General features: G+C 49.9%; 20 protein-coding genes. 9 read left to right on the top strand and 11 right to left on the bottom strand.

Annotation, left to right across the window (positions count from 1 at the left end; translation table 11 throughout):
- Nucleotides 1–61 precede the first annotated feature (61 nt).
- The 4 genes from BUB73_RS02195 (at nt 62) to BUB73_RS02210 (ending at nt 7,491) form a co-directional block, all read left to right on the top strand.
- Entirely contained in the window at nt 62–2,224 is a 2,163-nt protein-coding gene (locus BUB73_RS02195; RefSeq protein ID WP_073155385.1) for an SF1B family DNA helicase RecD2, read from the top strand.
- 106 nt (nt 2,225–2,330) lie between these two features.
- Nucleotides 2,331–3,467 (top strand): glycosyltransferase, encoded by a 1,137-nt coding sequence (locus tag BUB73_RS02200; protein WP_073155383.1) that lies wholly within the window; start codon nt 2,331–2,333, stop codon nt 3,465–3,467.
- A gap of 3 nt (nt 3,468–3,470) precedes the next feature.
- Nucleotides 3,471–6,044, top strand: a complete 2,574-nt coding sequence (locus BUB73_RS02205) for a DNA topoisomerase III (RefSeq protein ID WP_073155380.1) — start codon at nt 3,471–3,473, stop codon at nt 6,042–6,044.
- 58 nt (nt 6,045–6,102) lie between these two features.
- A complete protein-coding gene (locus BUB73_RS02210; protein WP_158535527.1) occupies nt 6,103–7,491 on the top strand; it encodes a glycoside hydrolase family 3 N-terminal domain-containing protein in 1,389 nt (462 codons plus the stop codon).
- A gap of 22 nt (nt 7,492–7,513) precedes the next feature.
- Here BUB73_RS02210 and BUB73_RS02215 read toward each other — a convergent pair whose 3' ends face one another.
- From BUB73_RS02215 to BUB73_RS02225, 3 genes are all read right to left on the bottom strand, one after another.
- Entirely contained in the window at nt 7,514–8,074 is a 561-nt protein-coding gene (locus tag BUB73_RS02215) for a 3'-5' exonuclease (protein ID WP_073233406.1), read from the bottom strand.
- Between the two features lie 4 nt (nt 8,075–8,078).
- Nucleotides 8,079–8,657 carry a hypothetical protein gene (locus BUB73_RS02220; RefSeq protein WP_073283268.1) on the bottom strand — a complete coding sequence of 193 codons (579 nt, stop codon included), beginning with the start codon at nt 8,655–8,657 and terminating at the stop codon, nt 8,079–8,081.
- Nucleotides 8,658–8,726: 69 nt separating this feature from the next.
- Entirely contained in the window at nt 8,727–9,842 is a 1,116-nt protein-coding gene (locus BUB73_RS02225; protein ID WP_073283271.1) for a Rossmann-fold NAD(P)-binding domain-containing protein, read from the bottom strand.
- Nucleotides 9,843–10,061: 219 nt separating this feature from the next.
- Between BUB73_RS02225 and sstT the strand changes: the two genes are divergently transcribed.
- Nucleotides 10,062–11,282 carry a serine/threonine transporter SstT gene (gene sstT, locus BUB73_RS02230; protein ID WP_073233400.1) on the top strand — a complete coding sequence of 407 codons (1,221 nt, stop codon included), beginning with the start codon at nt 10,062–10,064 and terminating at the stop codon, nt 11,280–11,282.
- A 144-nt stretch (nt 11,283–11,426) separates the two neighbouring features.
- Here sstT and BUB73_RS02235 read toward each other — a convergent pair whose 3' ends face one another.
- The 5 genes from BUB73_RS02235 to BUB73_RS02255 form a co-directional block, all read right to left on the bottom strand.
- Entirely contained in the window at nt 11,427–12,290 is an 864-nt protein-coding gene (locus tag BUB73_RS02235; protein ID WP_073233398.1) for a flavodoxin, read from the bottom strand.
- An 86-nt stretch (nt 12,291–12,376) separates the two neighbouring features.
- A complete protein-coding gene (locus tag BUB73_RS02240; protein ID WP_139259087.1) occupies nt 12,377–12,658 on the bottom strand; it encodes a toxin-antitoxin system YwqK family antitoxin in 282 nt (93 codons plus the stop codon).
- The gene (locus tag BUB73_RS02245; protein WP_073155355.1) at nt 12,643–13,014 is read right to left on the bottom strand and encodes a toxin-antitoxin system YwqK family antitoxin; all 372 of its coding nucleotides are present in this window, start codon (nt 13,012–13,014) and stop codon (nt 12,643–12,645) included. Before BUB73_RS02245 ends, BUB73_RS02240 begins: the two co-directional genes overlap by 16 nt.
- Before the next feature lie 94 nt (nt 13,015–13,108).
- The gene (locus BUB73_RS02250; protein ID WP_073155353.1) at nt 13,109–13,771 is read right to left on the bottom strand and encodes an SDR family NAD(P)-dependent oxidoreductase; all 663 of its coding nucleotides are present in this window, start codon (nt 13,769–13,771) and stop codon (nt 13,109–13,111) included.
- Nucleotides 13,768–14,526, bottom strand: a complete 759-nt coding sequence (locus BUB73_RS02255) for a VUT family protein (RefSeq protein WP_073155351.1) — start codon at nt 14,524–14,526, stop codon at nt 13,768–13,770. Before BUB73_RS02255 ends, BUB73_RS02250 begins: the two co-directional genes overlap by 4 nt.
- Nucleotides 14,527–14,645: 119 nt before the next feature.
- Here BUB73_RS02255 and cysS point away from each other — a divergent pair, with 119 nt between their 5' ends.
- A complete protein-coding gene (cysS, locus tag BUB73_RS02260) occupies nt 14,646–16,106 on the top strand; it encodes a cysteine--tRNA ligase (protein WP_073283276.1) in 1,461 nt (486 codons plus the stop codon).
- Between the two features lie 174 nt (nt 16,107–16,280).
- Here the strand turns inward: cysS and BUB73_RS02265 are convergent, their stop codons facing one another.
- Genes BUB73_RS02265 through BUB73_RS02275 form a run of 3 tightly spaced genes read right to left on the bottom strand, consistent with a single transcriptional unit; the run spans nt 16,281 to nt 19,403 of the window.
- Complete coding sequence (locus BUB73_RS02265) at nt 16,281–18,032, bottom strand: sensor domain-containing diguanylate cyclase (RefSeq protein WP_073233390.1); 1,752 nt, start codon at nt 18,030–18,032, stop codon at nt 16,281–16,283.
- Between the two features lie 52 nt (nt 18,033–18,084).
- Nucleotides 18,085–18,798, bottom strand: coding sequence for an SDR family NAD(P)-dependent oxidoreductase (locus BUB73_RS02270; protein WP_073283597.1), 714 nt, complete (start codon nt 18,796–18,798; stop codon nt 18,085–18,087).
- Nucleotides 18,799–18,812: 14 nt separating this feature from the next.
- Nucleotides 18,813–19,403 carry a hypothetical protein gene (locus BUB73_RS02275; protein ID WP_073283279.1) on the bottom strand — a complete coding sequence of 197 codons (591 nt, stop codon included), beginning with the start codon at nt 19,401–19,403 and terminating at the stop codon, nt 18,813–18,815.
- Between the two features lie 83 nt (nt 19,404–19,486).
- On the opposite strand from BUB73_RS02275, the gene BUB73_RS02280 reads away from it, so the two are divergent.
- From BUB73_RS02280 to BUB73_RS02290, 3 genes are all read left to right on the top strand, one after another.
- Nucleotides 19,487–20,434, top strand: coding sequence for a hypothetical protein (locus tag BUB73_RS02280; RefSeq protein ID WP_073155339.1), 948 nt, complete (start codon nt 19,487–19,489; stop codon nt 20,432–20,434).
- A 126-nt stretch (nt 20,435–20,560) separates the two neighbouring features.
- Complete coding sequence (locus BUB73_RS02285) at nt 20,561–21,424, top strand: TIGR02147 family protein (protein WP_249269381.1); 864 nt, start codon at nt 20,561–20,563, stop codon at nt 21,422–21,424.
- Complete coding sequence (locus tag BUB73_RS02290) at nt 21,421–23,079, top strand: hypothetical protein (RefSeq protein WP_073283282.1); 1,659 nt, start codon at nt 21,421–21,423, stop codon at nt 23,077–23,079. The genes BUB73_RS02285 and BUB73_RS02290 overlap by 4 nt, the downstream gene beginning before the upstream one ends.
- Nucleotides 23,080–23,100 lie beyond the last annotated feature (21 nt).

A 23,100-nucleotide genomic window follows, 5' to 3' on the forward strand; every position in this document is an offset into this window, starting at 1 on the left:
AAAGCGGAAAGGTTTAAGCGGAAAGAGAAACTTTAACCTTTAAACTTTAAACTTTTAAACTATGCAAATCCAGGGGACCATTAAATCCATCACATTCCACAGTCCGCAGAATGGCTTTACCGTTTTGCGCCTTAATGAGGCGGAATCCAAGAAGGTGGTAGTGGTCACGGGAACCCTCCCGGAACTGAACGTAGGCGAGAATATAAAGTTCGAAGGAGAATGGGGACGTCACCCCAAGTTCGGCACACAGTTCAAGTGTACATCCTTTGAACTCATCGCCATGGCCGACGACAGCGACGTGGTGGCCTACCTGGGTAGCGGACTTTGCCAGGGTATCGGTCCCAAGACCGCGCAGAACATCTATGATGTTTTTGGCGAAGAAACTTTCGACGTTTTAGACAACGATCCAGACCGTTTTCGCAGCGTAAAAATTAAAGGTCTGCCCAAGGCCAAGGTGGAACTTTTCCTGGCCCGCTGGCAAGAGGCTCGCCACAGCCGCGAAACCATGATGTTCCTGTACAGCCACGGCATCGTAGGAAGCATCGCCAAAAAACTCTGGACCCGATTCGGCCAGGGGACTGTCCCCAAGATCCGCGACAATCCCTACATGCTCTGCGAGGAAGTTTTCGGCATCGGCTTTTTAAAGGCTGACGAAATCGCCATGAAGCTGGGGCTCCCCAAGGACAGTCCCACCCGTATGCAGGAAGCCTTGCTGTACACCCTGCAGGAAGCCTCCATGGGAGACGGCCACGTATTCCTCCCTAGGGAACAGTTGCTGAGCCGCGCCATCAAAAATCTGCGAATTGACATTTACGATGAGGATTCCGTAAACCGTCTTATTGACCAGTTCGACATCCTCTGCGGCAACGAAAGAATCAGACGTATAAACGACGACTGTTTCCACCCCCTCCTATTTAACGCCGAGCAGCGAATTGCAGACAACATCAAATTCCGTTTATGCAATACCGCCTACGAAGCCATCGGCGAAGAATTCGCCAACAGGGAATTACGGGACTGGGAAAGGGCACAGAAATTTTCTTTTGACCCCATTCAGCGCGACGCCATTATCCAGGCTCTGAGCCACAGGATGTTCATCATCACGGGCGGACCCGGCACCGGTAAGACCACCATTCTAAAGGGCATCCTCCATCTGGCCAGAAAGCTGGGCGACAACATCCTGCTTGCCGCCCCCACGGGCCGTGCCGCCAAGCGCATGGGCGAATGCTGTGGCGAAAAGGCAAGCACCATCCACCGCCTTCTGGAAATGGATCCGGTTTCCAGGAAATTCTCGAAAAACGGTTTGAACCAGCTGGATTGTAACCTGCTGGTCATTGACGAATTCAGTATGGTGGATACCTGGCTTGCCGCCTCTCTGTTAGACGCAATCCCCATGAAGGCCCGCATCGTCATTGTTGGCGACGCCGACCAGTTGCCAAGTGTCGGACCTGGCAACGTATTGAACGATTTACTCAGCAGCCCCGGCTTCCCCCATATCCGTCTGCAGCACATTTTCCGTCAGGCCAGCGACAACGACATCGCCGAAAAGGCAAGCAAGATTAACCAGGGAATCACCCCCACTCCCCTTGACGGCCCCAACTTTCACTTTGTCCCCTTCGAGACTCCCGAAGAATGCAAGGCCCATCTGGAGCAGTTAATCTCCACCGGCATCAAGAGCAAACTGGACATCAATCTCACCGAGCAGATGCAGGTCCTGGTGCCTATGCGCAAGGGTCCCCTTGGTATTTTCGAGTTGAACCCCTTCCTGCAAGGTTTGCTGAACCCCAATGTTCCCCGCCACAAGATGATGGGCGTCGAATGGAGCCAGGGCGATCGCGTCATGCAGGTGAAGAACAACTACGAAAAGAACGTCTTTAACGGCGACGTCGGTACAATCTGGCGCGTGGACGCGGTCAACAAGAAGATTACCGTTTTCTACGACGACAAGACCGTAGACTACGAAGACGACGAGTTGGAAGAACTGACCCTAGCCTACGCCTGCACCATCCACAAGAGCCAGGGCAGCGAATACCCGGCAGTCATCGTGGTACTGGATTCCAGCCATTACGTTATGCTCCAGCGGAACCTGATCTACACGGCCATTACCCGTGCCAAGGGCCATGTATGGATCCTCTCGGCACCCGGTTCCCTGCACCAGGCCATACGTACCATCCGTAACGCCCGCCGCTTTACCCGTCTTACCGAAAGGCTGGCTACAGGATTCTAATTTCGGGGTTAAACGAACCAAATTCCCTCAAAAGACGCTTTTTCGCCTACCATTTGACATTGTAAGAATCAAAAAACTTTTTTCTTGAACTACATTTTGCGCGGAAATGCTTTTTACAGTGCTTACATACACAGTGGTTTCACTCCTGGCAGTGTTCTGCCTTTTTTACGCATGGCTCGAAGTGCGCTTTTTCCGCGCGCTGGGTTCTGTGCGTAAGGGCGACTCCGATGTGGAACCCGCTCCAAAGGTAAGCATCCTCATTGCGGCCCGAAACGAAGAAGAAGGGATCCGCGAAACTCTTGAATCGGTCATGAAGCAGGATTACCGCGGTTTTTGGGAAGTCTGGGTCGCCGATGACCGCAGCACAGACAGAACTCCCAAAATCCTGGCCGAGTACGTCGACAAATACCCCGACAGGTTCCATGTCCTGACCATCAAGGACATTCCCGAGGGAGTCAGCCCCAAGAAGCACGCCCTGAGCCTGATGATCGAGGCCTGCAACGGCGAAATCCTCTGCCTGACCGACGCCGACTGCATCGTAAAGCCCACCTGGGTCACAGGCATCGTCGCCGAATTCGAACCCGGCATTGAACTGGTAGCAGGCCACTCCTACATTCCCACGGTCAAGGGTAAGTCTAGCGTTCTAATCTGTATGCAGGCCGTAGAGACTCTTATATATAGAGTGGCAGGAACCGCTGGCTTGGCCATGCACCTGCCCCTGACCAGTACCGGTAACAACCTGGCCTACCGCAAGAGTTTTTTCAAGAGCGTCAAGGGCTTCGAAAACGTCATCAAGATCCAGAGCGGCGACGACGACCTGCTGATGCAGAAACTGGCAGCCGACCGCCCCTGGGCCATGCGCTACTGTATCAACGAAGCCACCTTCGTTACGACTAACGGCAAGGAAACCCTGAAGGAACTTTGGGAACAGCGCAAACGCTGGGCCTCCAAGACCATATATTACACACCGAAAATCGTTTTCGTACTGAGCATGGTGTTCCTGTTCCTGCTGATGGAATGCATCGGGGCGGCCCTTTCACCGTTCAGCTTTACAATTTTCCTGGCCACAGCGATAACATTCGTCGTCAAGTGCGCCGGTGACCTGATTTTAATACTCCGGGGGCTAAGAATCTTTAGGCAGGAACACTTGATCAAATGGTGTATCCCGGTGGAGTTCATCCACGCCCCCTTCACCGTTCTGGCCGTACTCTTCGGCCTCTTCGGACGCTTCAAATGGAAGTAATCTATGGCAACAGCAAAGGCAACTGATACTACTGCGGCAAAGGCTACAAAAACTGCAAAGGCAGCTAAGCCCGCCACAAAAGCAAAGAAATCTGCAGTCCCCGTCGAAGGGAAGACTCTCATTATTGCAGAAAAGCCCAGCGTCGCCCTGGACTTGGTCAAGGTCCTAGGCCAGAAAAACTTCACCAAGGGAAACGGCGTCTACGAAAGTGACACCACCATCGTCAGTCACGCCATCGGCCATTTGGTTGAAATCGCCGACCCCAAGGAAATCGACGAACGATACAAGAAGTGGGAAATGAGCACCCTCCCCATGTTGCCGGAGAAGTTCCCCCTTTCTGCCAACCCCACCACCAAGAGCCAGCTTTCCATCCTGAGCAAGCTGATCAAGCGCAAGGACGTAACCACCCTCGTAAACGCTTGCGATGCTGGCCGCGAAGGTGAATTGATATTCTTCTACATCCTGGACTACGTGCTGAAGGGCAAGTTCACAGGCAAGACCATCAAGCGCCTGTGGATGCAGAGTATGACCCCCGCCGCCATCCAGGAAGCCTTTGACAACATGCGCGACGGCGCCGACATGGAAAACCTGAAGGCCGCCGCCATCTGCCGTAGCGAAGCCGACTGGCTTATCGGTATGAACGGCAGCCGCGGACTTACCGCCTACAACAGTTCCATGGGCGGTTTCCAGATTACCCCCTGCGGCCGTGTGCAGACCCCCACCCTCGCCATCATCGTGAACCGCGAAGAAGAACGCCACCAGTTCGTCCCCAAGAAGTTCTGGACCATCGAGGCCAACTTCGACAACAGCGGCAACAACTATCAGGGCAAGTGGTTTACCCCCAACGGCGACAGCAAGCAGAAACAGATTTTTGACGAAGCCAAGGTCCAGGAAATCCTTTCCAAGTGCAAGGGCAAGACTGGTACCATCGAAGAGACCACCGCACCCAGTTTCCAGAAGTGCGGCCCCCTGTACGACCTGACTACCCTCCAGCGCGAAGCCAACAACCGTTTCGGCTTTAGCGCCAAGACAACCCTTTCAATCGCCCAGGCCCTCTACGAACGCCACAAGGCAACCACCTACCCCCGTACCGACAGCAAGCACTTGCCCGAAGACTACGTAGGTCCCGTCAAGGCCACCCTCGGAAAAATTACAGGCTCCCTGTCCACTTTCGCACAGACCGCCCTCAACAACAACTGGGTCGTAAAGACACCCAAGGTTTTCGACAACAAGAAGATCTCGGACCACTTTGCCATTATCCCCACAGGCATCATGCCCACAGACCTGAGCGAAGCGGAACAGAAAGTGTTCAACATGATCTGTCAGCGTTTTATCGCTGTCTTCTACCCGCCTGCAAAATACCTGAACACCACCCGCGTGACCACCGTCGAAAACGAGACCTTCATTACCGAAGGCAAGATCCTGGTGGAACCCGGTTTCAAGGCCGTGTACGGCAAGGATGCAGACGACGAAGCCAACATCCCGCAGCTGAAGGGCGACAAGGCCAAGACCGTTGAAATTGAAGCCAAGGAAGACTTTACCAAGCCTCCTGCCCACTACACCGAAAGTACCCTCCTCTCCATGATGGAAAGTGCCGGTAAACTGGTGGAAGACGAAGAACTCCGCGACGCCATGAAGGAACGCGGCTTGGGCACTCCTGCCACCCGCGCAGCCATTATCGAAAAGCTAGTCACCGACAAGTACGTGGTCCGCGACGGCAAGGACATGATCGCTACGGCCAAGGCCTTCGACCTGATCAAGGTATTAAAGGCTATGGATATTGAGGCCCTCACAAGTCCAGAGCTAACTGGTGAGTGGGAATATAAGATGGAGCAGATCGAGAAGGGCAAGGAAACCCGAGAGAACTTCATGAACGGCATTGTAGAAATGACCCGCACCATGGTGAAGAACATCAAGGGCTTCAAGGAAGAAAGCACTACAGGCGAAGCAAGTTTCAGCCCGGTGAACGGCAAGAAGGTTTTCGAGACCGTCAGCCGATACACCACCGAAGATGGAATCGTCATCCGCAAGATGATCGGCGGCAAGAGACTTTCCAACGAAGAAATCGTGGAACTCCTGACCAACCACAAGATTGGTCCCCTTACCGGATTCCGCAGCAAGAAGGGCGTAGAATTTTCTGCCGTAGTTATCATCAACGACCAGAACAAAATCGAGTTCGTCTTCGATGATAACAAGGAAGGATCCGAAATTGAATTGGGCCAGCAGGTAGGCAACTCTCCGCTGGACAACTCCGCTGTGTACGAAACCATGACCGGTTACGTCAGCGATAGCTATGTAAAGAAGGAACCTAGCGGCCTGCAGCTGCCCAAGATTCTTCTCGGCAAGGAAATTCCCCTGGAACAGATCCAGAAGATGCTCTCCGGAACCGAAGTGAAGACCGAACTGATCAAGGGTTTCCGCAGCAACAAGACACACCGCACCTTTGACGCTTTCCTCTACATCGACAAGAAAGGCAAGTTAAAGTTTGACTTCCCGCCCAGAGAATTCAAGCCTCGCCGTTGGGGCGCCAAGAAGGCCTCCGCAAGCAAGAGCTCCGATGAAGATTATGTTCCGTAATGGATCGGCAAGTTCCTTACCTTAAAGGGTAACGAGCAAGTCGAGAGGTGTATGGATTTTGAAATTTAGAACAGCAGTCTTTATTGTATCAAGCGCATTCTGTGCCGTTTTCGCACAGCCGGTGCCGTCTGCCCTAGACAGTGCCGTCATGCAGGTTTCCCCGGACACGTCCCAGGATATTGTCCTGCAGGACCTTTCTGCCATGGCCGCCAAGGCCGCCGCAGATTCCGTTACCGTCAACGAGTCCGTCGCAAGTACCGGAACCGACGCAGAATCCACAGCAGGCACCACCTCCGCAGGCGCCGTCTCCGCAGAATCAGCCCCTGAATCTGCCGCAGAGCCCACTGCAACCGCAGCCACCGCAACAGAGTCCATCCAGGACACCGCAGCGGTCCCAAACCCCTACGACCTTCCCGACGCCTTGATGCCCCTATGGAATTCCATGAGCATCAAGCAAAAGGCCGCCCAGATGGTCATGGTCTATATGACCCCCGCCAGCTTCATGATCGATAATGAATTCGGCGGTATCCTTGTAATGCGCAGTCACCTTAAGGATCTGGAAAAATTCAAGGATGTCATCAGCACCATCAACGACAGCCTCGCAATCCCTCCCGTCGTCGCCGTAGACCAGGAAGGCGGACGAGTAAACCGCATCTCCAGCATCTCGCCCCAGTGGGCAAGAACTCCCAGCGCTAAGGCCATGAGAAAAATGGAGGCGGACTCTATCCAGCAACTGGCTCAGCAAATCGGAAACGTGCTGAAGGAAGCGGGAATCAACATGAATCTGGCTCCCGTCCTGGACCCGGCAAAAGACAGCCGAGGCAAGCGTTCCTTCATGGAAGAATCGGACCGCAGCTGGGGCGAAGACACCACCAATGCCTACAAGGTCCGCGCCTTCGTAAAGGGCATGGCCCAGAGCGGCATCGTCTGCGTTTCCAAGCATTTTCCCGGTTATGATTCCTGGACAAATAGCGACCACCAGATTGCCATCAGCACCACTCCCAAAAAGTCAATCAAGAAAAACGTCGCATTTTTCAACGCCCTCGCCGCAGACATTCCCATCACCATGATGAGCAGCGTCCGCTTTGTCCGCGTGTCAAACCGCCCTGCCGTTTTCGAGCCCAAGATTATTTCGCTGGCCCGTCGCATGTCACCAGAAACAGTCATCCTCACCGACGACCTGTGGGGCGTTTCACTCCGCGCCTGGATCAGTGGGACCGAACGAGTCACCAGCAAAAACTACCCCTCTAAGGATTTCAAGAAACTTGTGCAGACAGCCCTCTCCGCCGGCAACGACATGTTCATGATTACCTATCCCCAGAAAGCAGTGGAAATGGTAAAAATCCTTACGGCCATGTCCAATCAGAACGCCAAGTACAAACAGAGAATCGAAGAGTCCTGCGCCCGTATTCTTAAAATGAAATACCGCGCCGGCATTCTAAAGTAAGCGCGACGCGGTTATCAAAAAATTAGAACATCACTTCTGCTTCAGCCTTGGTAATGTTCTTCACTTCCTTCCGGATTTTTTCAGGACCTGCTTTCTGCAGGCACAGCTTCAGCAATTCCGCAGCAGCCATGGCATCTGCCAGCGCCCGGTGGTGATTAAAGTCCGGAAGATTCAAACTCATGATCAGGTTGTGCAGGCTGTAACTCCCCTGCCCCGGAAAATATCGACGGGTCAACTTTACAGTGCAAAGCCTGGGCGGATCAATCTTGATGCAACAACGACGCAATTCAGCCCGCAAAAAACGGCAGTCGAACTGAACATTGTGCGCCACGAAAATGCGGCCCTGCAAAAGTTCGGCAACTTCCTCGGCAACAGAAGCAAACTGCGGCTGCCCCTGAACCATCTCGTCGGTAATTCCGGTTAAGTTCTGCACAAAAGGCTGTATGGGCATTCCCGGATCCAGCAAGACCTGGTACGTCTTCACCACCTCGAAATCATCCAGCAGAACAATCCCGATTTCTGTAATGCGACCATTTTCCGGCGTACCGCCGGTGGTCTCCAAATCCACAACAGCAAACTTCATGAGTCTACTTTACAGGAATTTCAAATTCAATGGTTTCGCGACCGCAAACAGCCTTGGCCTTCAACACGTTTGCCTTGGGGCGAGCATAAAGAGGAGCCACCATCAAGTTCATAATCTTGCTGCTTTCGCTGGGAGTGGCGGCATCATCGCTGGCAGACTGTGTAAAGATGGGATTCTTGCCCTTGTCGTAAATGTAGAATGTCAAGTCGCGGACCATACCCTTCTTGATCTGTTCCTTGGGAACCTGGAAATAGACGATACCACCCTTGGGAACCTTACGCAGACTATCCTTGATTTCTTCTTCAGTGGCAAAGTCCGCTTCCATAGCCATGCGGACATCTTTCTTTAACTTGTCTACACTTTCGTAATCCACAGAAATCTGATACTTCACATCCTCCGGAACGGCGGTCGGGCGCACATCACGAATCTGTGCATTGTTCTGATAATATTCCCAACGGCCATTGTCGTGCAGGATAACGGTAGAGCCATTGGAAGTCTTGGCAATAATATCTTCGGCAAAGGCACCAACAGTCAAGGCCATAGACAGGGAAACAACAGAAACGAAAGCAAATTTATTCATCATAGAACCAAATATATATGAAAGTCAAAAAAAGGACTGCAAACCTTTTGAAAAAATGTTTTTATAAACAGCCTATCTCATCATGTCGCAGACTTCAGAACCGATGACACCATTCTGGATCGTGGTCATCAATAGACGCTGTTCAATATCGTCCGGCGGATCCGCAGGTCCCACAAAGGGAGCCTTACCCGAGGTCCTGTATTCCTGAACAAGACGTTCTCCAAGTGCGGCGTGCAAAGCAAGACTCGTATCGATGTACTTGAGATGGGTAGGTTCATCTAACATGAAGTTCAAGGGAGCCTTGTGGTTCAGCACACGGCTTTCGGGAACGAATTCACCGAACTCATCTTCGACGCCCATGTTTGCCACCACCAATTCCGGGCGGTTCATGATGACTGTCGTCGCCGAGATAGACAGAGCGCCCTTTACGCCAGTAGCGGTCACCAGGAAGTCAGCTTCTTCAACAGCAGCCTTTACAGCACCATCGTTAAAGCAATCCACGATAGTTACATCGTTGCGTTCCAGCACATGGCAAAAATCAGACGAAGAACTTCTGCGGTTTGTGTCGGTAACAGTTGTCACCTGCATTCCGCGACGAACTCCCTGCAGGGCGATGCCGCAACCAACCTTGCCGCTTCCAAAAACAATCAGCTTCTTATTTTCGAAATCATTATAGCCAAGTTGCTCCAAACCTCTAAAGCAACCATCACCTGTTCCCAGAATGGTTTCAATGCGCTTCACGATCCCACTATCAGCCACATACACGGGGAATTCAGACTTTTCAAAGAACTGCACACCGCTGCGAGTCAATTCCACAAAGCCCAGCTTCGGATGGCAAGAAGCGAACTGACCCGCACAATCAAGAATCAGGTCAAAATCATCAGCCACCTTACCGCATTTAATATCATCATCCGTAACAACAGGGACCCCAGATTCGGTCAGAAGTTCGACAACCGATTCATCACAAGGCATCTGGGTATCGCCTGATACCGCATGTCCCACATAGACCTGAGCCCCGCCAGCAATCAGGGTTCGGTATTCCAGGAGAGTATTCCTGTAAATGGGAGTCGCCACAAGAACCTTGAGGCCTTCAAAGGGGCGTTCACAAACCCACTGGTCCGCAAGGAAAGCCAAGGCGGGATACTCACGGGGATCATAATGTTCGTTGATAATCTCTTCAAAAAGCATGCGACAAAGTTAATAATTAGCGAACAGGTCGGTCGGCATTCGCCTCCCTATGAGGCCCGAGGTCGGTAGCTTCGCTACCTAGAGGATTGAGGAGAGTGAATAGTGAATAGTGTAAAGCTTAAAGCTTAAAGAATAAAGGAGATATCTCATATCTCATACCTCGAACCTCATTCGGTGTGATTCATAACTATATTTCCACTTGATAAAAAAGGAACTCTTATGAAACGTATTGCAAGGAAATGGATTGAGCTTAGCCTCATCATTCGTATTATCATCGGACTAATTCTTGGCGCTGTCCTCGGATTATTCGCTCCGCAGCTCAGCGCCATCGGCATTCTCGGCACCCTATTTGTAGGCGCCCTGAAAGGTGCCGCACCCATCCTGGTGTTCGCCCTGGTGGCAAGTTCCATTGCAGGAGCCGGAGAAGGAATCGGCAGCAGATTCCGCAAGGTGATTCTTCTTTACGTCATCAGCTCCATTGGCGCAGCCGCCTTGGCTGTCGCAGGAAGCGAACTATTCCCAGTCACCATGAAATTGTCCGTCTCTGCTGCAGAAGGTGCCGCCCCTAGCGGCATTGGCGAAGTTCTGACGAACCTGGTAAAGAACTGCGTCCAGAATCCCATCGCAGCCCTGGCCGGTGCAAATTACATCGGAATCCTCTTCTGGTCTATCGTATTCGGCTTGGCTCTTAAGAAACTTCCTGTAGACCATACCGTCACCGTCATCACCGACGCTTCCGCCGCCATATCCCAAGTCATCCGCTGGATTATCCAGATGGCACCTTTCGGCATTCTAGGTTTGGTATTCTCCTCCGTTGCCGAAAACGGAATGAGCATCTTCGCCGACTACGGAAAGCTCTTGGCCTTACTGGTGGGCTGCATGCTGGTAGTCGCCCTTGTCCTGAATCCCATCATCATTTTCATCACACTCCGTAAAAATCCCTACCCCCTGGTATTCCGCTGCCTTCGCGATAGCGGCATTACCGCTTTCTTCACCCGTAGTTCTGCAGCCAACGTTCCGGTGAACATGGCACTTTGCGAACGCCTGGGTCTTGAAAAGGACTTCTACTCTGTTTCCATTCCTCTGGGCTGCACCATCAACATGTGCGGTGCCGCCGTGACTATCGCCGTCATGACTCTGGCCGTAGCAAACACCCTGGGCATCCATGTGGACCTTCCCACCGCCTGCATTCTCTGCGTTATGAGTGCCATTGGCGCTTGCGGAACTTCCGGTATCGCTGGCGGCTCCCTATTCCTCATTCCCATGACCTGTTCTATCCTGGGCATCAGCGGCGACATTTCCATGCAGGCCGTAGCTGTGGGCTTTATCCTGGGCGTGGTACAGGACTCCATGGAAACCGCACTGAACTCCAGCAGTGACGTCATCTTCACCGCCACGGCGGAATATCACCACAGGAAAAAGAACTGCTTGAAGATTTAAGGTTTCGCGCAACGCAAGAAATCAAAAATTGCAAAACCTCCCGATTTTTTTCGGGAGGTTTTCTTATTCACTTTTTTAGAATAGAAATTAGATAATACACCATACAGCCTCCAACACAGAGGCCTACCCCCTAGAAACAGATTTCTACTTATCCACACTAATCAATTGTGCGTTTCCACGGCCGGGCAGGGGCTTGAAGATTTTTACCATGGCGGTAAGTTCTTCGCCGAAGGCCTTCATGTTGCAGGTAAACATGTAGTTGGTTCCCGCCATAATCTGGGTGGACACGCTCATGGGTGTAAGCTTCAAATAGCCGTAATCCTTGGTGGCTTCGGCAAACACAGCCAAGTCTTCTTCCGTGGGCTGGCGAGATTCACCATATGCGCCTACGAAATTTTTCTCATCGGTACCAGCGCGGACTGCGGCAATATGCTTTTCAATTTCCTCGGCCACATTCACTTCGGGATTGTTGGCGCGACGATTAGAAATGCCGTAGGAAAGCACCACGTTGGCGTTGGGTTCCAACTGCTTTAATTCCTTGGCACTGGCCAGGCGACCGCCGCTTCCGTAAGTACAGAAGGGCACCACCACCTTTCCGCTCAAGTCGTTAGAATCCAGGAAGGTATACATAGGCGGGGCAAAGAAACCAAACATAATGGGAGCGCCCACATAGAGCGTATCGTACTTGGAAAGATCCTGCTTGGCGTTAGCGAGGGCAGGCCACTTCTTAGATTCGCGTTCTGCACGGACAGCGGCAATGGTGCTGTCGTAAGTGGAGGGATAGGGCGTTACAAGTTGCAGTTCAATGGCATCGGCACCCAGCTGCTTTACAAATTCCTCGGCAACCTTCTTGGTGGTTCCCGTCTGGGAATAATAAATCACAGCGGTTTTCTGCGCCTTTGCGTCAGGTTCCGCAGCAGTTTGATTCTGCGCGATTTTCTGTTCATTGCAAGCGGTCATGCAAGCTGCCACCGCTACGACACCAAATACACTTAAGAACTTTTTCATATAAGGCCTCAACTTTATTTCTAAAATATAAGAAATAAAGGCAGACCTATTTTTATACAAATTAAAAAATATCTTTTTCAAAAGAGCTATCCTATTAATTTTTTTAAATTTGCCAGAACAAGTTCCTCAGTCGGCCCGTCATTAGGCAAGCGCAATCGCAACATAAATTCACGTACCGCTAGACAGAGAATCCATTCCAGCTTATGAGACAAAAGGTCAAACGTTCTATTCAGAAAGTCATCCCTTGATTCACATTCTTCTCCATCAAAATAATTTACCGGTCCATCTTTCACCATCCCCTTCACGAAAAACAAACGCATACTAAGCTGACCATTTTCGTGATAGGAGCACTCTACACCTTCAGGCAAATTTCCATTCTGTTCAACATTCCAAATTCTCGATAAAGACGGTTACTGCGATCATAACAGCGACAACGGCCTTTTTCCCAGTATTCAGAAAACGCAAGAGAGCCGTCCCTTCCAAACACAGGAACAAAGCCATCAATCACACGACCATCCCGAAAAACATGGCGACAAATCCGCAAGCCATTTTCAAAGGTCATGATTCTTGGCCCATCTAGCAAACCTTCCCGATAGGTGGCGGTACTACGCAGTGCGCCAGAGGGATAATATTCCTTGCAGGCTCCATCGCGATAGCCGTTTTTCAGAGGGCATTCAAACCATACTTTCCCATTTTCGTGGTAACGTCTTTCCATGTTGTCCATTGTAGACCTCCTTATGCCTACAATGGACCTTTCGGAAACGCTCTTTAGGTCGCCTGACAGGCGACATCAAAAAACGGAAAATATTCCGTCTTATCTATTCCGGCCACACGAAGGTGGCGTTCAGATCCTTCTCGCCGTTATCGATGAGAATATCCTGACCAGTGCAGTTCTTGTTCACCACCGTAAGGAAGTACACCCACTGGGCAATATCTTCGGGAGACGCCCAGCGCTTTAGGGGCGTTACATCCATGATCTGTTTCCAGAGTTTTGCATCATCCATGACAGGGCGGTTCAATTCCGTGGTAACGCCACCCGGTGAAATGCTATTGCAGGTGGCGCCATACTTGGCAACCCGCAAAGCCACGTTTTTCATGTAAGAAAGAAGTCCGCCCTTAGAAGCGGAGTATTCCGGAAATTCGGCACCGGAGTGAGCGGAGGCGGATGCCACCAGAAGTACCGACTTGATGCCTGCATGAAAGGCATACTTTTCTACAAAGTTGATGGAACCTTTCAGATTCACTTCGATGTCCCTACCGGAATTCTGGACGCCAGCGTTACTGATTACGATATCCATCGGTTCATCAATTGCGGGAAGCGAATCCTTGTCCGAGACATCGGCGATGTAATGTCTATATAGTTTGCTCTGGATACTTGCGGGCCCAATATCCAATCCAAAAACAGCGCAACCATTTTGCAGAAAAAGTTCCGCAATGGCGCGGCCAATACCGCAACTTGTACCGCTAATCAGGACGTTCATTTTGCAGCCTTCATGTTCAGGTATTCACGGCCCACGTCATGCTTTTCCCAGCTGCAGACCATCTTGTAGCCAATGGGGCTAATCAGAATTTCGCAAAGCAGCTCCATCACGGAACCGGTAATGGAACAGACGATCACCTGGGTCATGGTCCAACCGAAGAACACATGGCTCACCACCATGGCGAAAATAAAGTTGTCTACAAACTGGGCCACCATGGTGGAGATGTAGGAACGGAGTGCAAAATTTTTAAAGCCCGTGGTTTTCGTACTTTTGGCAATCAGGTAGTTCACAATGGAGTTGACGCCCGACGAAGTGAACATGGCAAGAGCAGAACCCAGCACCACATACCAGGAACCGCCAAATGTGGCATTCAGCGCCGCGTTGGCTACGTTCGCCATTTCGGGATTGGAATCCACGTAGCTGTAGAATTCGCCCCACATTCCGGGGGTGCGTGAAAGCAGACTGAACAAGGCGCAAGTGACCAGGTTGATAAACAGCGCCACCATGGAAACCTTCATGGCGGCCTTGGGGCCAAAGCGCTTGCAGATCATGTCCATGCAGAGGAAGGAGAACCAGCTCAGGGTAAAACCGCAATCAAGGGCCAGGTACTCCGTAGAGAACAGCTCCTTGTTGGCGAGCAGGTTCATGCAAACCACAGACAGTACAAAAAATGTAACAGCCAGGGAAGGGATATTTCTCAGGAGAACAACGAGGTCTTTCACCTCGTACTTGATTTTTTCAAATAGTGTACGCATAGTTGTTTTTTAAAGAAGGTTAGACAATGACTTCTGTATCACGAAAAATAGAAAATTTTCTATCTTTGGCGCACCATGGTTCCGCATCCCGCGGCACCCAAACTTAACCGGAGGCTAAAATGGCACTTCAATTCTACAACACCGCATCACGCAAGAAAGAGATTTTCACACTTCCTGAAGGCGTTCCCGCCGTGCGTATGTACTGTTGTGGCCCTACGGTGTACCACTTCGCCCACATCGGCAACCTCCGCACCTACATTTTCGAAGACTTCCTGGTCCGCACCTTGAACTACTACGGCTACAAGGTGAACCACATCGTGAACATCACCGACGTTGGCCACCTCACTAGCGATGGCGACTCCGGAGACGACAAGATGGAAAAGGGCGCAGCCCGCGAAGGCAAGTCCGTTTGGGACATCGCTAAGTTCTACACCGACGCCTTCATGAACGACTGGCATCGCCTGAACATTCAGGAACCCACCCGCTGGACTCCTGCCACCCAGCACATCCAGGAACAGATTGACCTGGTGAAGACCCTGGAAGAAAAGGGCTTTACCTACCGTACTTCCGATGGCATCTACTTCGATAGCCTGAAGTTCCCCCGTTACGCCGACTTCGCCCGCCTGGACGTTGAAAACCTCCGCAAGGGCAGCCGTATCGACATGGGCGAAAAGCGAGCCGCCACCGACTTCGCTCTGTGGAAGTTCAGCCCCACCGACAAGAAGCGCGCCATGGAATGGGATTCCCCCTGGGGCGTAGGCTTCCCGGGCTGGCATGTGGAATGCTCCGCCATGGCCATGAAGTACAACGGCCCGACCCTCGACATTCACTGCGGCGGTACTGACCATATCCGCGTGCACCACACCAACGAAATCGCCCAGAGCGAATGCGCCAACGGCGTAACTTTCAGCCGTTTCTGGATGCACGGTGAATTCCTCCGTACCGCCAGCGAAGAAAAGCTGGAAGACGGCACCACCGCCACTACCTTCGGCAAGATGAGTAAGTCTAGCGGCGAATTCCTCACTGTTGACTTGCTGGTGGATCGCGGTTTCAATCCGCTGGACTACCGCTTCTTCGCAGTGGGCAGCCACTACCGCAACTACCTGAACTTCACCTGGGAAGCTCTGGAAGGCGCCAAGGAAGGCCTCAAGAGCCTTCACAAGAAGACCGACGCCCTCATCGGTAAGGCAACCGAAATCAAGAGCGAAGCCGCCAAGGCATTCCAGGAAGAATTCAAGAACGCTATCGGCGACGACTTGAACATGCCCCGCGCCCTGGGTATCATGAATACCATGCTGAAGTCCGACATCGACGACGGCGAAAAGGCAGCTCTTGTCCTGGATATGGACAAGGTATTCGGCCTGAAGCTGGACGAACCCCGTCAGGACTACAAGAAGAAGGCTGACGAAGGTGCCGCTGGCGTTGACGTCGCCAAGGTGGAAGAACTGCTGGCCGCCCGTAAGGAAGCACGCACCAACAAGAACTGGGCCGAAAGCGACCGCATCCGCGACGAACTTGCCGCCATGAATATCGTGATCAAGGACAGCAAGGAAGGCACCACCTGGAGCGTCAAGGAATAAGGTTCTCCGCGTCATCCTGAGCGAAGCGCATAAGCGCAAAGTCGAAGGATAAAAAATTAAACCGCCCGGCGTTCATAGCTGGGGGTTTTCATTTTATACAAAAGAAAATTGCCCTTGGTATGGGCAATTCAAACAAACCATTGTTAATTTTACAACGCCAACGAAGTAAACTCTTTAAAGGGTAACCACCCTATTCTTACCTGAATTCTTAGCCTTGTAAAGGGCTTCGTCCACACGCACACAAATGGCGTCAATGGAATCACCCCATCTCATTTCTGTAGCACCAAGACTGATGGTCTTGCGTCCCACTTCGGGGAACATCACCTGGGCGAATCCGGTACGAACCGTTTCCGCAAACTCAACCGCTTCCTTAATACCCATATCAGGAAGCATGATCATAAATTCCTCACCGCCCCAACGGCCGGCATCTGCATCGGGAGCCTTTTCGTAGGTAGCAATCTGGATTTGCTTAGAAAGGCCCTGAATCACAATGTCACCAATCTTGTGGCCATAGGTATCGTTCACCGACTTGAAGTTGTCGATATCAATCATCACCAGCGACATAGGAGCATCGGGATTTTCTGCATGGCGTTCTGCAATGCGGCGCTGGATTTCACCACGATTGTACAAACCGGTCAAGGCATCCGTAATGGAGTTCTTGGTCATCATGTTGTACATTTCCACCAGTTCGGCAGAAGACACGTTGGTAAAGTTCGCCAAGCGGGTAATCACAGAAACCCTGCCCGCCCGTGAATCGTCATTCACCACGGCAGTCTTCATCTTGGACGTATTCGCTTCGCCTTCGCGCATACCTACCACCACAATGGACAGGTTATGCAGCTTTACAAAATTTCTTGTGCGCAGGAACTGTGCCGTCGCATAAAAACCAGAAGCCGGAGCAATGGTATCGAAGGGAACAGTTTCGTTGTTCACATCTGTTTCACCCCAGAACATTCGGCGGCCCATGCCTGAATACATGTAGATGGCATCCGGGCAGAACTTTGACAGTTTCGTCGTACCCAGGCGCACGCTATCCATAATGGATTGAGGATCGCCATAGGCAAGCTTCGTAATGATCCCGACACCCATGTCCGATGCCAAAAGCAGGGCCCCATTTTCAGAACAGGCCATAGGGCAACGCAACAGGTTCTCACCATCCTCGTTATAGAACAGGGGAAATTCCAGAGTGTTCTGGAAGAAGTAATAGTCGTTCTGGATATTCAGATATTTGGAGAAAGCTTCAAAGGCAGGCTTGCCATCCAGCTCATGAAGAACGTTCCCCTGAGCCTTAGTCACCGTAAACGGTCTACCCAGGGGTTTCCATCCAGAAACCTTGACCGTCTCCACATGGAAATTTTCACCGCCATACAGAACGCAGACGACGGACTCGTTAGAGAAGTCACAGACGTTGGAAAATACATAAGCCGGAGTTTCTTCACAAGTTTGACCTGCCAGCCCGCCAAAAACCTGGACTTCGGGCCGCATGGTACTCAAGCCATTGCAAAAACCGGTAAAGGAAAATCCGGGAGTAGCCGCAAGCATTTCTACAGCCGACACCCAGGGGCGCTTTCCAACTTCTCGGGCCAGATCTTCCGCAATAGGTTCGGCAGACTCCTCCTTCAGCACATACTGAAGAACCTCGATCCGAGTAGCGGGATCTTCAAACACAGAGCAAGTTACAGTCACAGACTCGCCCGAGAACGCGCCATCCACAATATTGCCATTACCCGAACAACCCACACAAAGGGCATCAGGGAAAAACTTGACAATGGCGCTGCAGACAATCTTCAACTGTCTAAAACCAGGCTGTTCCGAGTATATATGAAACAACAACTTCAGCTGCCTGTTTCCGCGGAAACGGGCTATATTCTGAAGTACATCACCCAGGTGTTCCGGGTTAACGTATGCAAACTGAAGCTGTTTCATCCAATATCAATATAGTTTTACTCTTGAAAAGATAACAAAAGTATTTTACAAACTACTGTTCTAATCTCCAACCGCAGTCGTTATGATATACCATTTGGCGGGTCATGCCGCCATCGATGCAGATGTTTTCGCCTGTAATGAACCCGGCCTTGTCACTTGCCAGGAACAGCACCATGTTGGAAATGTCCAGCGGGTTGCCAACGCGGCCTGCAGGCTGTTGGGTAGCGTCGGGACCTTCGTAAACAGTAAAGTCCGTATCGATCCAGCCCGGCGAAATGGAATTCACCCGGACGCCTCGCCCACCGAGGCTTACAGCCAGTGCATGAGTGAGGGCAGCAATGCCGCCCTTGGCGGCCGTATAACTTTCGGTCTGGGGCTGGCTCATGCGATCGCGGGATGAAGAAATGTTGATGATGGAAGCACCTTTTGCAAAATGTGGAGCAAAAAGTTTCGCCAAGTAAAATGGTGCGGTTACCCCTACAGCCAAGGCGTAGCTAAATTCCTCGTAGGAACATTCATCTATGCCCTTCATCAGAGGCAAGGCGTTGTTCACCAGAACATCTACATGGCCAAATTTTTCAATGACAAAGGTCGCAAACTTTTCCAGGACCTCCTTCTTGGAAAGGTCACCTACAAAGGAATCGTTTTCACGAATATCAATAAAAACAACCTTCGCACCTTCACGCTCAAATTCGCTAACGATGGTCTTTCCGATGCCGTGGGCACCGCCTGTCACAACAACTACTTTATCCTTAAAACCGTTCATCATATTTCCTTGCTTCATTCGGCTAAACGATATCTATCAGGCGAAAAAATCTGGATCAAAATATCGCCTTGATAAACCGTGTAATATACCTGTCTGACAAAAGCTGCGTTATATTTTTTTGAACCCACCATAAATGAGGAACCGCTGCTAAACAGCAAGTGGTAAGAGGTTCCACTTTTTGATCCATGGGACTTATACTTATCGACGACGAATTCCTTATGGAGTTTAGGCTCCGCCTTTAACCTTGTGGGGAAATCCAGATTAGGAGCAATAGAGGCCGAAAGGCCTATAACAGGAAACACAATGAGCGCACAACCCAGATTCCATTTTTTGTGTTTCTCTTCAAATCTTGGAAACTTGTATTTGAGGGCGATGTAAATGCAAATGGCTATTCCAAAAGTGACGGCAAGTACAGCGGATGCGTCCTGGATGATTTCATAATTTTTGTACTGAACTAGCAACTTCAAGAAGTCATTACTGATTACATACCCAAGTTCTGGTAAGGAATGAATTTTCAAACTCGTAACAAGAAAGATTACGCAACAGACCGCAATCACCGCAACGTAGGCGATAACAAAATGATCTTTTAAAACGCGATTTTTCATACCATGGTAAATATAAATGTTTTGAATCTGTCGCGGCTGTGCGAAGCCCGTAGAAATTCTATTTTGTGCAATAAGGATTGCAAATGAAAGTTTTTTACCACCTTCCCGGGCTATTCGAATTCTACGATCTGTACAAGGCGTTTTTGCCGCTGTTCCGTGAGCATCGGGAGTGGTTTTACGACTGGTGTGAAATCGGTTCCATTTATGGGGCTCCCGCCGACTGCATCTGGGGCGGCGGCCGCGTTGGCTTTGGCGACGAGCCTGCAGAACGGGTGGCGGAGCTTTTAAAGGAATATGGTATTTCTGCAAGATTGACGTTCAGCAATTCCCTGTTAAGGGAAGAACATCTTTCCGACACTCGTTGCAACGATCTATGCAAAATGTTTGAAGGAAATGCTAGTAGTGAATGCGCCGGGCAAAACTCGGACCGTGCACGAAATCCAGATAGAGACTGCGCGCAAAATGGCATCATCATTCATTCCGACTTGCTATTGAATTATTTAAAGTCAAAATATCCGGGATTCTATTTCGTCTCTTCCACAACGAAGGTCATTACGGATTTCGCGCAGTTCCAACAAGAATTGAGCCGCGATGAATTTCGTTATGTTGTTCCAGATTTTAGACTAAACAAGGAATTGGATAAGTTCGCCACGCTGTCACCAGCCCAAAAACAGAAAGTGGAATTTCTCTGCAATGAATGCTGTTGGTTCGGTTGCCAGGATCGCAAAATTTGTTACGAGAACGTGAGCCGCAAAAACTTGGGCGAAGATTGCAAGGATCATATCTGCAAATCGCCGGGTGCAAAGAAGGGCTACCGCTTTTCCGACGCCATGAAAAATCCTGGTTTTATCGGGATTGACGACATTCAAAATATTTATGCCCCCGCAGGTTTTTCACAATTTAAAATTGAAGGTCGCAGCCTCGGCAGCGCCCTCATCCTGGAATTTTTGCTTTACTACATGATCAAGCCAGAATACCAGCTGAACGTCCGCGAAGAAATTTACCTGGACAGCACGCTGGATTTATTTTAGCATAGCAGCAAAAATTCAGCCGCAAGTCGCTATACTATACACTTTATAATACAAACCAGCAAAAAAACAAAATTTTCATGTAGTAATCTTCTCCACGACCATTCCGTGGAGGTTTATATTTTAGATGTGATAAAATCTGTATTTGAATACGACGACTACCGTTCTTTCATGAGCGATTATTACCAGTGGAAAAAAAGGACTTCCGCTTTTTCCTGGCGTGAATTTGCAAAAGTCAGCGGTTTTTCATCACCAAATTATCTGAAAGTCGTTTGCGATGGTAAAAGTGGGCTTTCCAACCCAGGAACAAAACGCGTTGCAAAGGCGATGGGGCTTGTCGGGGCAGAATACGATTACTTTCAGCAACTGGTCAGATTTGGCCAAGCCAAGAAAGATGCAGAAAAAGAAGACGCCTATGCGGAAATGATCAACATTGTAAGTTCTCACCAAGTCCGTGTACTGGAAGGCGAGTCCATTTCGTTTTATGAGTCCTGGAAATATCCGGTGCTTCGTGAGTTGGTGCCCATGATGCCCGGGGCAAAACCTTCGGATTTATCCAAGGCTTGCAGAGGCGTTTTCTCCGCAGAAGAAGTCCGCAACGCACTGGCATTTCTGACCCGCGCAAGATTTCTTAGGAAAACAGCAAGCGATGTCTATGAGCAAGAGGATCGTTCGCTTCAGGCCTCTGTAGCGGCCATGCCCACGCAGGTTCGCGCCATGCACAAGGAAATGGCAAACTTTGCGAAAGACGCCATTGAAAAATATCCCGTAAGCGAAAGAAATTTTTCTGGAGCCACCATCGGAATCGATGAAGAAGATTACGCCAAGATCGTAGAGGAACTTGACGCCTGTCGAAAAAGGATTATTTCCATAGCGACAGCAAAGAAGGGAGGCAATCGAGTCTATCGAGTGAATCTGCAGTTGTTCCCTCTAACCGAAAAAATTTTAAAAGGTGAATCTGGTTCCGCAAATAAAGGATGTAAAAAAAGATGAAATTCGATAAAGTTGCCTTATTCTGTTTGCTGATTTTATTCTTGTTTGCATGTTCCGAATCAGACAAGGTTGCTGGCGGTTCTATTGAGGACCAGAATGCCGTTTCTGAGGAACGGCTTAACGAATGGTATAGCTATGGAACAAGTCTGCAAGAATCAGCCTATGCTAGAATTGATGGTGGAAAACTAGCATTAGCAGAAGATGGCTCTGGTGCGCGAGCTGAATGTACCGCAGATAGCACAAGTCTAGCAATGACATTCCTAATTCAGGAAGGGTTTGTCGTATCCACGCTTAATGGCGGTCACGTGGGAGTAAAGTGCGATTCCGCCTACAATGTCTTCAAGAGTGAATGTGAAAGCCAAGCCGGCAATGAATTCTTTACTTTAAGTAATGGCTGCAAGAATGGATCTTTCGATGGCGCTTGTCGACTTTCCAATGTACATGCAGATTCAATAAATATCCTGTTCACTCGTTTTGAAAATGCAACCGTTAATCGATGCGCAGAATTATCTAAAAAAGCTCAATCTTCAACGGGACGATTTGAATCTTTGTCGTCGTATCAGGAGCCGACTTCTTCATCGTCTAGTAGTATTGATTCTCCGATAATTACGCCTACCGATACTTCAGTTGCGGTAAACTATCACCAGACCCTTGAGCGCTATGTCTTGCAATATGTTTCCAGTGTTGATGAACTTACTTTTGACAACCATGTGATTGCCTATAACGGTTCTGCATCTATGGAATGTATAGATTTCATGAACAGTTCCTTTGATTTAACAGACAAACCTATCTTGAAGGAAATAGCCCAAACAGATATGGCAAAGTGCTTTCCAATGACGTCGAAATTAATGAGGGATGTTGCTTACGAAAGCAGGGAAAAATGCAAGTATTACGCGACTTTCGTAAATGATGGCGCACAACCTACGGGCCATGTATTAAGTAGCGTTGCAGACAACGAGATAGAATTTACTAGCATTAGCCCGGGTGGATCGTGCATGAAGAGCATGAACTATTTTCCCGTTTATTTCTTGTTTGAAGATTGCGATGGCGAAATCACTTCAATGAAACCCACAAGAAAAAATCAGATATTCAAGAGCGAAATCTGGAAATGTGAGGAAGGCAGTTATTCTCCTTCCGCAAAAGCAGCTTCCTATGGGGAATGGTTTAATGAAAGACTGATTCCTGAAGGATTTAAAATAGACACATCTGCTATTGTCGAAATGAACAGGGGTACAAATTCTACATATCGTGTTTTTAAAACGCCCAAAGAAACGGTATATGAAAAAATGGACCAAAATCAAAAAGGTTGTGTCGTAAACGTCTATCGAGAAGAGTCCTCCCTGCAACAGGTCAAGACCTTTGAAAATGGCGATAGCTATTTAACAGTAAGTTTAAGGAGCTTTGTCGAGGGACAAACTCAACCCGTTTATTCGATTAGTGGAGTTTATGGCGGCAATAAGGGAAAATGTGCAGAAGATCGTGAAGCGTTCCTTAACTTTTGCAAACAGGCCGAAGGCTTTATAGAACATAGCGTTGCGTACATTGGTCTCGGTTGCGAGGAAGATGCAGTTCTTGAGATGCATTGTGCGGCAAATGTTCCTGAGACTTCTGTAGATTATTTTGTACCAAAGCTTAAAGAAAATTGCAAATCCTGACGCTTTTGCCTACGGAGAATG

The sequence above is a fragment of the Fibrobacter sp. UWH6 genome, from assembly GCF_900142465.1.
In the GTDB taxonomy this organism is placed as follows: domain Bacteria; phylum Fibrobacterota; class Fibrobacteria; order Fibrobacterales; family Fibrobacteraceae; genus Fibrobacter.

Excerpts from the sequence above, each read along its gene's own strand:
- BUB73_RS02195 (WP_073155385.1), top strand. The coding sequence starts at position 62 with ATGCAAATCCAGGGGACCATTAAATCCATCACATTCCACAGTCCGCAG.
- BUB73_RS02200 (WP_073155383.1), top strand. The coding sequence starts at position 2,331 with ATGCTTTTTACAGTGCTTACATACACAGTGGTTTCACTCCTGGCAGTG.
- BUB73_RS02205 (WP_073155380.1), top strand. The coding sequence starts at position 3,471 with ATGGCAACAGCAAAGGCAACTGATACTACTGCGGCAAAGGCTACAAAA.
- BUB73_RS02215 (WP_073233406.1), bottom strand. The coding sequence starts at position 8,074 with ATGAAGTTTGCTGTTGTGGATTTGGAGACCACCGGCGGTACGCCGGAA.
- BUB73_RS02220 (WP_073283268.1), bottom strand. The coding sequence starts at position 8,657 with ATGATGAATAAATTTGCTTTCGTTTCTGTTGTTTCCCTGTCTATGGCC.
- BUB73_RS02225 (WP_073283271.1), bottom strand. The coding sequence starts at position 9,842 with ATGCTTTTTGAAGAGATTATCAACGAACATTATGATCCCCGTGAGTAT.
- sstT (WP_073233400.1), top strand. The coding sequence starts at position 10,062 with ATGAAACGTATTGCAAGGAAATGGATTGAGCTTAGCCTCATCATTCGT.
- BUB73_RS02235 (WP_073233398.1), bottom strand. The coding sequence starts at position 12,290 with ATGAAAAAGTTCTTAAGTGTATTTGGTGTCGTAGCGGTGGCAGCTTGC.
- BUB73_RS02245 (WP_073155355.1), bottom strand. The coding sequence starts at position 13,014 with ATGGACAACATGGAAAGACGTTACCACGAAAATGGGAAAGTATGGTTT.
- BUB73_RS02250 (WP_073155353.1), bottom strand. The coding sequence starts at position 13,771 with ATGAACGTCCTGATTAGCGGTACAAGTTGCGGTATTGGCCGCGCCATT.
- BUB73_RS02255 (WP_073155351.1), bottom strand. The coding sequence starts at position 14,526 with ATGCGTACACTATTTGAAAAAATCAAGTACGAGGTGAAAGACCTCGTT.
- cysS (WP_073283276.1), top strand. The coding sequence starts at position 14,646 with ATGGCACTTCAATTCTACAACACCGCATCACGCAAGAAAGAGATTTTC.
- BUB73_RS02265 (WP_073233390.1), bottom strand. The coding sequence starts at position 18,032 with ATGAAACAGCTTCAGTTTGCATACGTTAACCCGGAACACCTGGGTGAT.
- BUB73_RS02270 (WP_073283597.1), bottom strand. The coding sequence starts at position 18,798 with ATGAACGGTTTTAAGGATAAAGTAGTTGTTGTGACAGGCGGTGCCCAC.
- BUB73_RS02275 (WP_073283279.1), bottom strand. The coding sequence starts at position 19,403 with ATGAAAAATCGCGTTTTAAAAGATCATTTTGTTATCGCCTACGTTGCG.
- BUB73_RS02280 (WP_073155339.1), top strand. The coding sequence starts at position 19,487 with ATGAAAGTTTTTTACCACCTTCCCGGGCTATTCGAATTCTACGATCTG.
- BUB73_RS02290 (WP_073283282.1), top strand. The coding sequence starts at position 21,421 with ATGAAATTCGATAAAGTTGCCTTATTCTGTTTGCTGATTTTATTCTTG.